This is a genomic window from Chryseobacterium angstadtii (assembly GCF_001045465.1).
GTDB classification, from domain to species: domain Bacteria; phylum Bacteroidota; class Bacteroidia; order Flavobacteriales; family Weeksellaceae; genus Chryseobacterium; species Chryseobacterium angstadtii.
In genome coordinates, this window is sequence record NZ_LFND01000004.1 from 25,317 (window position 1) to 37,633 (window position 12,317).

Annotated in this window: 12 protein-coding genes; 5 read left to right on the plus strand and 7 right to left on the minus strand. The window is 36.7% G+C overall.

Annotated elements, in window-relative coordinates; all coding sequences use genetic code 11:
• Positions 1-47: 47 nt before the first annotated feature.
• The 4 genes from ACM46_RS13470 to ACM46_RS13485 form a co-directional block, all read right to left on the minus strand.
• The gene (locus ACM46_RS13470) at positions 48-629 is read right to left on the minus strand and encodes a Crp/Fnr family transcriptional regulator (RefSeq protein ID WP_048507206.1); all 582 of its coding nucleotides are present in this window, start codon (positions 627-629) and stop codon (positions 48-50) included.
• A gap of 95 nt (positions 630-724) precedes the next feature.
• Positions 725-1,087, minus strand: a complete 363-nt coding sequence (locus ACM46_RS13475) for a hypothetical protein (RefSeq protein WP_048507207.1) — start codon at positions 1,085-1,087, stop codon at positions 725-727.
• Between the two features lie 17 nt (positions 1,088-1,104).
• Positions 1,105-2,097: an MsnO8 family LLM class oxidoreductase gene (locus tag ACM46_RS13480; RefSeq protein WP_048507208.1), complete on the minus strand. Its 993-nt coding sequence runs from the start codon at positions 2,095-2,097 to the stop codon at positions 1,105-1,107.
• A gap of 36 nt (positions 2,098-2,133) precedes the next feature.
• Positions 2,134-3,279, minus strand: a complete 1,146-nt coding sequence (locus tag ACM46_RS13485) for a tetratricopeptide repeat protein (protein ID WP_048507209.1) — start codon at positions 3,277-3,279, stop codon at positions 2,134-2,136.
• Between the two features lie 177 nt (positions 3,280-3,456).
• On the opposite strand from ACM46_RS13485, the gene ACM46_RS13490 reads away from it, so the two are divergent.
• The 3 genes from ACM46_RS13490 (at position 3,457) to ACM46_RS13500 (ending at position 5,979) form a co-directional block, all read left to right on the plus strand.
• Positions 3,457-4,212, plus strand: coding sequence for a helix-turn-helix domain-containing protein (locus tag ACM46_RS13490; RefSeq protein WP_048507210.1), 756 nt, complete (start codon positions 3,457-3,459; stop codon positions 4,210-4,212).
• Between the two features lie 25 nt (positions 4,213-4,237).
• Entirely contained in the window at positions 4,238-5,401 is a 1,164-nt protein-coding gene (locus ACM46_RS13495) for an FAD-dependent oxidoreductase (RefSeq protein WP_048507211.1), read from the plus strand.
• A gap of 74 nt (positions 5,402-5,475) precedes the next feature.
• The gene (locus tag ACM46_RS13500; RefSeq protein ID WP_048507212.1) at positions 5,476-5,979 is read left to right on the plus strand and encodes a DinB family protein; all 504 of its coding nucleotides are present in this window, start codon (positions 5,476-5,478) and stop codon (positions 5,977-5,979) included.
• Between the two features lie 99 nt (positions 5,980-6,078).
• Here ACM46_RS13500 and ACM46_RS13505 read toward each other — a convergent pair whose 3' ends face one another.
• Positions 6,079-6,855, minus strand: coding sequence for a hypothetical protein (locus ACM46_RS13505; RefSeq protein WP_117614440.1), 777 nt, complete (start codon positions 6,853-6,855; stop codon positions 6,079-6,081).
• Positions 6,856-7,139: 284 nt separating this feature from the next.
• Here ACM46_RS13505 and ACM46_RS13510 point away from each other — a divergent pair, with 284 nt between their 5' ends.
• Positions 7,140-7,517, plus strand: a complete 378-nt coding sequence (locus ACM46_RS13510; protein WP_048507213.1) for a VOC family protein — start codon at positions 7,140-7,142, stop codon at positions 7,515-7,517.
• Between the two features lie 1,065 nt (positions 7,518-8,582).
• On the opposite strand, the gene ACM46_RS13515 is transcribed toward ACM46_RS13510, so the two are convergent.
• Both ACM46_RS13515 and ACM46_RS13520 read right to left on the minus strand, forming a co-directional pair.
• On the minus strand, positions 8,583-10,013 hold the full coding sequence (locus tag ACM46_RS13515) for a tetratricopeptide repeat protein (protein WP_048507214.1): 1,431 nt from the start codon (positions 10,011-10,013) through the stop codon (positions 8,583-8,585).
• Positions 10,014-10,080: 67 nt separating this feature from the next.
• On the minus strand, positions 10,081-11,514 hold the full coding sequence (locus tag ACM46_RS13520) for a tetratricopeptide repeat protein (protein ID WP_131707591.1): 1,434 nt from the start codon (positions 11,512-11,514) through the stop codon (positions 10,081-10,083).
• 314 nt (positions 11,515-11,828) lie between these two features.
• Here ACM46_RS13520 and ACM46_RS13525 point away from each other — a divergent pair, with 314 nt between their 5' ends.
• Positions 11,829-12,317, plus strand: a complete 489-nt coding sequence (locus ACM46_RS13525) for a GNAT family N-acetyltransferase (RefSeq protein WP_083997413.1) — start codon at positions 11,829-11,831, stop codon at positions 12,315-12,317.

Here is a 12,317-nt window from a genome sequence, read left to right on the forward strand (position 1 = left end):
AAGATGGTTTACAAATCCTGAACGATCACTTGACAAATGCAAAGAAATTATATTTTATGAATGTCTCTCCTGATTCTGCTGAGTGAGCTGTCTTTAATTCCCAGATAAGATGCAATGACCTTTAGCGGAACATGCTGAAAAATATCCGGATGCTTTTTCATCAGGTTGAAATATCTTGTAGATGCTTTCTGGCTGGCCATTTCAATCAGCCGGTCATGAATGCTGTAATAATTAAGAACAAAAAGAAGCCTGCTAAATTCTCTGAATTCAGGAATATTATGAAAATTGTACTGTACATTCTCCAGACCGGTTTCCCAAAAAGAACAGTCTGTAATGGTCTGATATATTTCTTTCACGGGTTCCTGTCTGAAAAATGATACAAAATCGTTCACAAAACACGGAGCCACATAAATATGGGTTGTAATTTCTTCGTTATCTTCATTCAGAATGTAAGAACGGACATAGCCTTTTTCCAGGAAAAATGTTTTGGTACTCACCTCATCTTTGTTCAACAGAATTCCATTGGCTTTCAATTCAAAATGAACAAATGTGTCCGTAATTTTCTCCACAGTCTCTTCCTGAATTTCGAACAGAGAATGGAAATAGGCATTAATTGAGGATTTATCCATGATATGTTAATGAGTTTTCAGCAACCTTCAAAAATAAAAAAAATCTCTGACACCTCCTTTGAATAAAGCGCTTTCTGCATTTCTTCGTATCCAGATCAGAACTCTTCCCAGCCTTCCTGCTGAGGGTCATATTTTGCAAATTCTCCGGTGTCTGTAAATTCAGAAGCAGTCATTCCTACTTCAAAAATAGAGTTTTCACTCAGGTTAGCGTTGAAATACAGCCCTTTTTCTGTTAATAAAACGGTTCCAAAATCTTCATCCGGATGATTGAAATGAGACCCGGAATCGTCTTCTCTTACCAGTTCATATTGATATTTTAAAAGACGTTCCTTTAATTCTGCGGTCTGCTTTGCTGTAAAAGAAGCCAGATTATCTTCCCGGTCAAAGAAGCTGTCATTGTCGGCAGCCTGCTCTCTTTCTTTGGTTTCAATGCTGAATAACTGAATATGATAGCTCATGAGGAGTATATTGATTATTAATGCGTCAATATAAGACTTTTATAGGTATCCATGCGGTCTTTTTCTCTAAACATATTACAGAGGACTATGATCTCATCGGTATTATATTCTTCCGCTTTTTCCTGTAAACGCTTTGAAATTTGGGTGGGAGTATCTGCAACAATATGATCCAGAATCTTAAAAAATTCTTCTTCATCTGCACTTCCCGATATTCTCTGCTCAATGATTTCGGAAGAAAGGAGCGGTTCAGGGGCCTGAACATGGCGGGCCTGCATAAACTGATAAGCCATTCCGTAAGCATTTCTTTTAGCCTCATCTGCACTGGATGCTACTGATACGGCAACAGCTACCTGCAGTGAAGGAACCGGGCTGTATTGATTTCTGTCAAATTCATTCAGATAGGTTTCTGTACTTTCTATCCCAGCATCATTCTTCATAAAATCAGCATATGAATACCCTACTCCATGTTTTGCGGCTTCTGTCGCGGACTGAATACCGGAACCCAACCAAAGAATTTCCGGAAACTGTTGAAGATCTGTAGGCTGCGCAATAAGATCATGGTAAACGCCTTTTTCCTCTTTAATATACCGGATGATTTCTTCCAGTTTAGCTTCCTGACTTGATAAAATAACGGGTCTGTGATTGTTCAATGCAGACACCGCATCTTTTAAACCTCCCGGTGCTTTGCCCAATCCTAAGACAAAACGTCCCGGATAGAAACTGCCCAGCATTTTTGCCCATTCCGCAATTTTGTAAGCAGAATAATTTTTCATCATGATTCCACCCGTTCCAACTTTAATGCGTCTGGTCTTTTCCAGTACCACAGCAGAAAGAATTTCAGGACTTGAGCTTCCATATGCGCTTACCCCATGGTGTTCAGAATAAACCACCTGATGAAATCCTGCTTTATCAGCAAACAGGGCAAGATCAATACTGTTTTTCAATGCCTGCAATGCACTTCCTCCTTCAATCGTAGGAGACTGATCCAGAATGCCTAATTTCAATTTCATATAAACCGTTTGCTTTTAAAGTAAAACTAACATAAATTATTGATTAACCTGAATTCGGATTAATTCTGTAATCCTTGATTTTGCATAAGAGATCTGCTCTTTTTCAGTGACAGGATCCGGCTTATTTTTCAGGTAAAGATTATAATAAGTGACTGCAATTTTCTTCTGTTTCAGGTTAAAATCATAAAGAAGGCCCAACCGGTAATAAATAGGCTTGCTATTATTAAACGTAAGACCTCTTTTATACGCTTCAAGGGCATCAGGAAATCTATTTTTATTTTCATAAATTCCTCCCAAAGCCAGATAATAGAGCGCGGTATGGGCTGATATTCCTTCATTAATTGTCTTTTTTGCGTATTCTTCAGCTTTATCAAATTCTTTAAGTTCACGATAGCTCAGAGCCATGTAGTATAAAGTACCTTCGTTCTGAACACCCAAATCTTCCAATGTTTTAAAAAGAGCTATACATCTCCTATAATCTTTTAAATAAAAATAAGCTTGCCCCATATCATTAGCTACATTAGCATCTGTATCTTCCTTCATCAACTTTTCACCAGTTTCGATGACTTCCTGGTATTTTCCCAGCTGATTTGCCAGTGGAAGTTGTGCCTTTTGAAGGATAAAGTTTTCAGGGTCTGCATCAATGGCAACCTTGAGGATTTCATAAGCTTTCCGATATTCTTTAATTTCCCGATAAGACATAGAAAGATCGTAAGCTACATCCGGATCTGTGTTATTTAACGTATTGGCTTTTTTGAGGTATTGAAGTCTTGATTCAGGAGTATCTCCAAAAACAGCAAGTTGTTTATAAGCACCAAAATTAAGGCTGTCCAGCTGAATAATCTCCATAAGATAAGCCTTTGCTTTCACTTTACTCCCTCTTCTGGAGCTGATATTAGCCAAACTGAATAGAACAGGAAGGTTTCCAGGTATAATATCATTGACCTTCAAATAATTTTTCTCAGCTTCAGGGAGTCTTCCCGACATCATATTACAGTATGCCATCTGACTTAACGCTTTTATATCTTTTGTATCTTCCGGATAGATGCTTTGCAGGTATTTTGCCGCTTCAGCATAACGCTGAGATTCGTAATATTCAAGAAGTTTTTCTTTATCAATAGTCTGAGCGGTGTAGGTGGAAATACTGAAAGTAAGAAGACATAAGAAAAACCATAACTTCATAATTGGGATTTGTTACTAAATTATCAGTTATTTGAATATTTTCCAAATTCCAAGCTTAAAAATTCAAAATATAAAGACTTCTGAGAATTTTTGATTAAAATAAATCTCTTTACTCCATTGCTGATTCCGGGTTCTAATTTTTTTGTAATTTAATTTTTTGAAAAAAGGATATTTTCAATGAACAGCGAATTCTACTGTAAGTTTATCAAGCCGGATTCTTCACTGGACAGTTTTGTAGAAAACATCGGTATGTTTCACAACCCGTCAGATGAAGACAAAGAAGTGGTTGTGATGCCCGATGGCCGGGTAGATCTTTTTTTTATCAGAAATGGTGAGGAGCCTTTCAGTGTTTTCCTCATCGGTTTAGAGACGGCACCGGAGCAGAGGACCATTCCACCGGGTACCCTTGCCTTTGTAGTCAGCTTCAGACCTATTGCTGTCGAGTATATTCTGCAGACTTCCATTGCTGATCTTTTAAATACAGGTCAAAATCTGGATCCGCATTTTTGGAATATGCATCCGGATGATTTTCAGAATCTTGAGCAGTTCAGTAGGAAAATATCTCAAAAAATAACAGACCGGATTCCCGAAAAAACAGATGAAAGAAAACGAAAACTTCTTGAACTTATCTATTCCTCAAACGGCGAAATGCCCGTGAAGGAACTTTCTGAAAAAACGGGCTGGAGCAGCAGACAGATCAACCGGTATTTCAGCCAGCAGTTTGGAATTTCTTTAAAGGCTTACTGTACAATTCTCCGCTTCAGGGCTTCTCTGGAACATATTGCGGAAGGCAAGCTTTTTCCTGAACTCAATTTTACAGACCAGAATCATTTCATTAAAGAAATTAAGAAATTTTCAGGTGTTATTCCTAAAGAATTATCAAAAAATAAAAATGACCGATTTATACTATTATCCGTGATGAAACAAAAATAATTTTGTATCCGTAAAATTAATTAAAATGCTGATACAGAATAAATCAATAGCCATCATTGGCGGCGGTCCCGCAGGACTGACACTGGCAAGACTGTTACAACTTCAGAATGCAGACGTGAAGGTATACGAAAGGGATCTTAATAAAAACGCCCGCGTTCAAGGCTCTCCTCTTGATATGCACGACGAATCGGGAATGGCAGCTCTTACTGCTGCCCATTTACTGGAAGAATTTAAAAAGAATTTCCGCCCCGGTGCAGACCGTACGGTCATCCTGGACAGTCAGATGGATGTCTTTTACAATGAACATACCGCCGAAACTTCTGAAAAAGATTTTGGACATGAGCATTTTCGTCCGGAAATAGACCGTGGACCTCTTCGAAACATGCTTTTGGAATCGTTGAAACCTGAAACCGTAGTCTGGGACAGCCATTTCATTTCCATGAAACCTCAGGATAACGGGTGGCTGCTTCACTTTAAAAACGGTTCATCGGCTTATACAGATCTGGTGATTGCGGCAGACGGTGCCAATTCTAAAATTCGCCCTTACCTTACGGATATCAAGCCTGTTTATACGGGTATTCTGATGCTTGAAGGGCATGTGTATGAAGCAGAAAAGAATGCTCCTCATATTAAAGCACTGATCAGAGACGGTAAAATAATGGCTTTCGGAAACGATAAGAATATTCTTCTCGGCCAGAAGGAACAAGGCGAACTGGGATTTTATGCCAGCTTCAGGGCGGCTGAAAACTGGGCGTCCGAAAGTGGTCTGGATATGTCTGACCGAAACCAGATGCTGGAATGGTTCAAAAAAGAATACTCCGAATGGTCCGTTCTCTGGCACGAACTCTTTGAGAATGCGGCAGTTCCTTTTATTCCTCGTCCCATCTATTATATGCCTCAGGACAAAGGATGGGAAACCCAATCCAATCTTACGCTTCTTGGGGATGCTGCGCACGTAATGCCGCCTTTTGCAGGAGAAGGAGCCAATATGGCTATGCTGGATGCCCTGGAACTCAGCAAATGTCTTACTTCAGATCAGTTTTTAACCCTTCAGGAGGCTATTGGTTATTATGAAACCCAGATGCGGAGACGGGCTGGAGAAGCCATCCGGGAATCGATTGAAAACGGTGAAAAGATGCACTCGGAAACTGCTCTGGAAGATATGCTGAAATTTTTCACGGAACATTAACCATTCTGAAAAACGGTACAAAAAGTTTTTGTCCATAAGTATATTTTCAATAATTTCAACTTAAAATAGCCTTCATGGAAATTACCTCTGTAGATTCATTCATTGATTATTATGAAAAAGTACGTGCACGAACCCTCCGACTTATTGAAGTAGTTCCGCCCGAACATATTGATTTCTCGTACAAACCCGGTAAATTCAGCATCGGTGATCAGATCAGGCATATTGCTGCCATTGAACGGTTTATGTACGGTGAAACGATTTCAGGAAGGAAAAGTGCGTACGCAGGATGCGGAAAAGAACTGGCCGACGGCTATGATGAAACCGTAAAGTTTTTCAATGAGATGCATCAAGAAACGATTGAAATAATTAAAAAGCTTTCAGATGATGACCTGAACCGGAAATGCCTCACACCTCCGGGTAATGAAATCACAATCTGGAAATGGCTCCGGGCTATGATAGAACACGAAATTCACCACAGAGGCGAGCTTTATATTTATCTCAATCTTCTGGATGTGAAAACGCCTCAGATCTATGGCTTTTCAGCGGAAGAAGTGGAAAGCATGAGTGTGAAAATATAATTTAATTCATTCATTTACAATAAAATACAACCCTCAATCAAAAAGAAGCGAATTGTATATTCATAAAGGCTGCTGTTTCAGGCAGTCTTTCTTATTATATTAATTGGGTGATGTAAAATCCAGTTCATCAAAGTCTTTGACACCGGAAAGGGTAATTGGTTTCATAGGTTTTATTTTTGTCCACTGATCTTCAAAAACCTCATCATCATCACCTTCTGCCACATTGGTTTTATCCAGTCTTTTTCCTGTTAAAAAATTAATACTGGTCATACTGTTCACTCTGGGCCCGGTATTGGAACTCATATCATAACCAATCAGTTCAAAATCTGAATGGGTAGATCTGAAAGTATAATTCCAGTATCCGTATCTGCCATGAGCGTAATGAACTTTTAAATTTCCTTTTTCAGCGGAAACAAGAAGTTCGGGAGCATAATATACTCCTCCATCTTCATTCTCAGAAGAGAAACAATTTCTATTTTCTGAGGCCAGTTCATAACCGCCTTCTTTTTTAAAAAGCACTATAATTCCCCGTCGGTTTCTGTCCAGTTTACCACGGTATTTATCATTAACAATGTTGGCAGGATCTATTTTCTTGATGATCATGATACAGTCTTCTGTACCGTCTTTATTTAAGTCTCCGAATGATTTTTCCGTCATGTTATAGCCATCCGGAACAAAATCAGTGATGTCTTTTTTCAGCTCTGTGGAAGTTTCCATCTTGTCCGGGGAGTCAGAAACAGTAATTTTTGATGATTCTAAAGGCTTCTTATGGCCCGAATAATTCAGTTTTTTTTCTTCTTTTGAACATCCGTTTGCTAACAAAAGGAATAGCGGGAAAGAGCTCAACAGACAATATCCAAGTATCTTTTTTTTCATAAGTGATAAGGTTAACAGCCGTGTGGGCATTCGTCAAAAGTAAGCATTTCAGAAAACTTTCTGTTTATTATTGGCTTATAGATTATCGTTAAATCTAGTATCAACTGGAAAGTAATCATGTATAACTACTTTATCAGATCAAGAGTAATTCAGTATTTACATTAACAATTTAAAAACAAAAGATGATTTCTATGAAAAGTTTTTGTCTATATTTGGCATAATCCGGAAAGCACAGATTGTTTTCTGGTTGAAACATTTCATCTAAGACTTAAAAAAAATAATACATGAAAAAAGTAACCGGAATTGGAGGTATCCTTTTCAAATCAAAAGATCCCAACGCTATGAATGAGTGGTATAAAACCCACCTGGGCCTTGAAACAACACCTTACGGGACCAGTTTTGAATGGCGTGAAAGCGAAGATCCCAATAAGAAAGGGCTTACCCAATGGGCTCCTTTTTCTGAAACGACAAAATATTTTGAACCTTCCGAAAAAGATTTTATGATCAATTACAGAGTGGATAATCTGGAAGCCTTGGTGGAAGAATTAAAAAAGGAAAATGTTACCATCCTGGACGCAATTGAAACGTATGACTATGGAAAATTCATCCATATTCTGGATCTTGAAGGCAATAAAATCCAGCTATGGGAACCTATTGATTAACAAAGTATTAAAAAAAATTGAAAGAGCCCGGTTTCCCGAGCTCTTTCTTCACAAAAGGTACCATGAAATTTTGCTTTTATTTCCGGGCAGATAAATCAGCTGCCTTTCCTTAATAAGCATCTCACTTTTTATTTTTTGATCAGCTTGATGCTGAAAGTATCGATCTCATTTGTAATTGAGATAACGTATCCCCCTTTCACCAATGTTGCATACAATTTGCCGTTTAATAATCTTATATAGAGTATCTGATTTGTTTGTGAGGATAAAACTATTATTATTGAATTACAAAGGCTATAAAACCAGATACTACTTAGATACTTCTTTATTTCAAAAATTTGATTATCAAATATTTAAAAACCCGCTTTTTCATCATCTATTTAACATAATTATACAATTCAGAGAATTTTTTTCATTCCATTCCAAGAAAGAAAAGTGAGTATCCACTCAATAAAGTTTTGAGTGGAATTGAATTTTTTTAAACGATAGAAATTAAATATATCTTATTGAATATTCAAAAAAGACGACTCGATTGATCAGGCAGCCAATCTTATCTTTTTGAATGAAAAGAAATTAAATTTATTCTTCCTCAGGTTTTGAAAGGCAAAATTGAAAGTAAAAATAAGTCCATTACTTATATCCTACTCATGAAATAAAAGCCAAAATTTGAAAGAATGAAAAAAAATATTCCCTTAATAAGTTAAAACTGTTGAATTTAATAGGTAATTATTATAAATGTATTCATAAAATAATACTATTTACCTATAAACCAATTAGATAAGAAGCCATTCATCCTATAAACTGTATATTAAAAATTAACCAGATATTAATTATTAATGAAAAAAAATCACAATGTAGTACCCATGTAGTATAATATTTTTTCATATTTTCTAATAAAAAGCGCAAATTTGAAACCATAACAACAAGTGATGAAATTGGTTTTCAGTTATGATGGAAAAAAAAATTTCGAGAGCTGTCTGAGATATCAGGCAGTTTTTTTTGCCCAAAACCGGAAATATTTCTGAAATGTGAATTCCAAAAAATTACGAAATAAAATACTCCGGCTGGTTACATTAAATTGTCGAAGAATTGATAGATGTCTATCTCTGTAGGAATATTCAGCTTTTTTCTCAACCTGTATTTTTTCTGCTGAATGGATCTGGGCTGAACAAAAGTATAGCTGGCTATCTCTTTAGAAGTGAGATGAAGCTTCAGCATAGCACAAAAAACAAGATCAGAATTTTCGATGTCCGGATTCACAGCAAGCACTTTTTCAATAAAACCGGGATACACTTCTTTGAAAACGTCTAAAAATGATGGATCGTTTTTTCTAGCCAGTTCTATCACTTCTTCCAGATTTGTATCCTGCATCTGAATTTCCAGCTCCTCTGCTTCATACCTGAGTTCTTTTTTCCCGGATCTCAGCTGCCCTATTATTTTCCAGGCATAAATCCCAAGTACTGAAAAAACAAATATAGAAATGATGATGATGACCAGTACATTATTTTTATGACGCTGTGCATCTATCTCTGTTTCAGAAATAAACCCTTCCATATCATCATTGATAGCCGCCAGTAATGCCTCATTGGATTTGCTTGTTTCATTGGTGTACGCCTGCAGATAGACAAGAGCTTTTTCTTTATCACCCATTCTTTCATACAATGATTTAAAATCGGTATAAATATACTTGGTATACTGTGCAAAGATATATTTTGTCTTCTGATTGATTTCCAATGCCTTTTGGAGTGATTTCTCTGCTTTGTCGTACTGTTTTGTCATGATGTAATACTCTCCCAGAACGGTATTGGCATTGAGTGCTACCCCATCTGTTCTGTTTTGCCGATTACATTCATCGGCTATTTTAAACAGGTATGCGTGAGCGGAATCCAGGTTTTTAAATCCATAAAGATAAAGATCACCAATAGAGCATTCTGCACGCCCGGTATGATCCAGCTTTCCTGCCTTATGGAAATAGTTTAATGCGTCAGTATATTTTTTTTTCTGTGAAAGATAATCGCCCCGTTTGTAATAAATTTTAAAGAGAACATCATCACGAAAAGGTGATTCAGGAACGTCTTTTATATAATTTATCGCCATCGAATTGTATTCAAATGACTTGTCTAATCGTTTAAGCTCCAATTGAAGATTGCTGTAATCATTCCAATATTTGGCTTTATGGACATTACTGCTTGAATGCTGAAGGATTTGGTATGCTTTACTAAAGAAGAATTCGGCTCTCTTGTAGTTTTCCAATGTCCGGTTTACGTTGGCCAGGTTTAGAAAACACAATGCTTTTCCTTCCTCATAGCTCATTTTCTCAGCTTTTGCATAATATTCTTTATTCAATTCCACAAGAGAATTGTAATCCCCGGAAAGCCGTAATTGTTCGTTCTGTCTCAACAAAGGGGTATCGAACTCTTTTTCATAACGGCTGTAAGAATCCTTACTGCACGAAAGCAATGTAAAAAGTAATACAAAAGTAAAAAAGCGTATCATCATCCCTTTTTTATATAAAACGAATTCCGGTAATAAAATTAAGTTCCTACTCAAAAAACAGCAAAAAGTTTTAAACACGATCTAAAAATTCATAAATGTCCATATCTCCTTCAATATTGAGCTTCTTTCTCAGTCTGTATTTTTTCTGCTGGATAGATTTATGCTGAACAAATGTATAATCTGCAATTTCTTTAGAAGTAAAACGCAGCTTCAGCAGTGCACAGAAAGCGAGCTCAGAATTCTCAAGATCAGGATTAAGGATAAAAAGGCGGCTGATGAATTCAGGATCCATTTCTTTAAATTTCATCAGGAATGAAGAGTCATTTTTTTTAGCAAGCTCTATGACTTCTTCCCGCTTCTTTTTATATACTTTATCCTTTAGCGTATCGGTTTCTCTTTTCAACGTTCGTTTCTTCCGTTTCAAATACTGGATATTTTTCCAAATGGACGCTCCGGATACGGAAAAAACAATAAAAGACAGAATCCCGATCATCCATAAATCATTTTTACGTTTGTCCGAATCCTTTTTAGCTTCCGAGATAAAACCGTCCGTGGTTTTATTAATAGCTTCAACCCTTGCCTGTGAAAGTCTGTTGTCTTCCTGCTGATAAAGCGTTAAATAAAAATAGGCCCTTTCTTTATCTTTTTTCTCTTCATAAAGTTCTGCCAGTGCCTTATAAATTTCTTTGATATGAAAAGAATAGGTAAGCCGTGTTTTTATGCTCAATTCCAGTGCGCTTTTCAGCATTTTTTCGGCTTCGCTTACATGATCTATCTTACTGTAATAATAGCCTGCCGTATAATAAATCCAAAGCCTTTCAATATCTGTCGTTTTCTGTCTGCCCATCATTTCCACTGCCCGCAAAGCGTATATTCTTGCAGAATCAAGTTTCCCGGTATACAGATAGTATTGGGCAAGCATACAGTTGGAATACGCCGAATTTTCCAGAGCCTGTCCTTTACGAAAGCTCTTCAGTGCAGTTCCCATTTGCCCTTTCCATGCATAGTAGGTTCCTCTGTTAATGTAAATCCGGGGAAGCAGCCTCTTTTTAAGCTCAGAATCCGGTGCTTTTATCAAAAAAAACAGCGCCGAATCACTGTAAAAGATGGCCTTATCGTATTGTTTGAGATGGGAATAATAATGGGAATAGCTGTCGTAAAATTTTGCCCTGTGGAAATTATTCTGAGAATTCCGGAGACTTTCTCCGGCTTTTTCTAAAAGAATATGTGCCTTTTTATAATCTCCTTCTGTAGAGTTCACATTGGCAATATTGAGAAAGCAAAGTCCTTTGCCTTCCTCATAATCAAGGTTTTCTGCTTTTTTAAAATAATCTGCGTTCAACTTAACAAGCGACTCAAAATCACCTGAAGAATTCATTTCACTATTTTGTTTTATCAAAGGGAAATCAAAATCTTCCGTATGATGATAGGGAGAATTTCTGCTGCATGAAATAACAATACATAATATAATCATCCGTAAAATACGGATTATCAACTTTTTCATAGTACGATGTTATTCATATATAATTTATCAGTTATTTTTGTGGTATCTGCTTCCCGCGCTGCCTCTGTTTTTTCCAACATAGTGAATATATCAACGAATTACTCGTTTTTTTATTATAAATATACATAAATTCCTGCATTAAATTGAATAAAAAACATAAAAGCAATCTATTAATTAGAAATATTCTTACTAAATATATTAAGTAAAAGAGGTTATAAAGCACTTTTTCGTTAAAAAAAATAAACCTATATGTATAAATATTTTCGCAAATTTGTTAAATAAAACGAAAAATAATAACCTTCATTTTACATCCGATGACCATCAGCTATCGTACCCTATTACCTCATGAGGCTAAAAATTACAGAAACATCCGTCTGGAAAGTCTGGAACAATTTCCTGAATCATTCGGAGCTGTTTTTCAGGAAGCTTTGACAATTGAAAAATTCCGGATGGAAAGTGATATCGAGAATCAAACCCGGGAACGTTTTGTTGTGGGTGCATTGGCAGACGGCCACCTTATCGGAATCTGTGCTTTTGTGAAAGAAGAACATGCCGGCCATATTTATCAAATGTATGTGAAGGAGAGTTTTCAGGGTAAAAATATAGGTTTGGGGCTTATCCAAGCTGTTATAGAAGAGGCTCGAAAAAGATTTGGTGCCATCACTATTTTTCTGGAAGTCACCCATAAAAATGAAAAGGCGTATCATCTGTACAAAAAAATTGGATTTATGGAAGTGGTTACGACCCCAGATAAAAAGGACAATATTATAGAACTTTATCTGGATCTTAACACACTTTCCTGA

Bases quoted from the DNA above. Each gene is read 5' to 3' on its own strand.
- ACM46_RS13500 (WP_048507212.1), top strand. From the start codon at position 5,476: ATGGAAATTACCTCTGTAGATTCATTCATTGATTATTATGAAAAAGTA.
- ACM46_RS13510 (WP_048507213.1), top strand. From the start codon at position 7,140: ATGAAAAAAGTAACCGGAATTGGAGGTATCCTTTTCAAATCAAAAGAT.
- ACM46_RS13505 (WP_117614440.1), bottom strand. From the start codon at position 6,855: ATGAAAAAAAAGATACTTGGATATTGTCTGTTGAGCTCTTTCCCGCTA.
- ACM46_RS13520 (WP_131707591.1), bottom strand. From the start codon at position 11,514: ATGAAAAAGTTGATAATCCGTATTTTACGGATGATTATATTATGTATT.
- ACM46_RS13495 (WP_048507211.1), top strand. From the start codon at position 4,238: ATGCTGATACAGAATAAATCAATAGCCATCATTGGCGGCGGTCCCGCA.
- ACM46_RS13515 (WP_048507214.1), bottom strand. From the start codon at position 10,013: ATGATGATACGCTTTTTTACTTTTGTATTACTTTTTACATTGCTTTCG.
- ACM46_RS13485 (WP_048507209.1), bottom strand. From the start codon at position 3,279: ATGAAGTTATGGTTTTTCTTATGTCTTCTTACTTTCAGTATTTCCACC.
- ACM46_RS13490 (WP_048507210.1), top strand. From the start codon at position 3,457: ATGAACAGCGAATTCTACTGTAAGTTTATCAAGCCGGATTCTTCACTG.
- ACM46_RS13470 (WP_048507206.1), bottom strand. From the start codon at position 629: ATGGATAAATCCTCAATTAATGCCTATTTCCATTCTCTGTTCGAAATT.
- ACM46_RS13475 (WP_048507207.1), bottom strand. From the start codon at position 1,087: ATGAGCTATCATATTCAGTTATTCAGCATTGAAACCAAAGAAAGAGAG.
- ACM46_RS13480 (WP_048507208.1), bottom strand. From the start codon at position 2,097: ATGAAATTGAAATTAGGCATTCTGGATCAGTCTCCTACGATTGAAGGA.
- ACM46_RS13525 (WP_083997413.1), top strand. From the start codon at position 11,829: ATGACCATCAGCTATCGTACCCTATTACCTCATGAGGCTAAAAATTAC.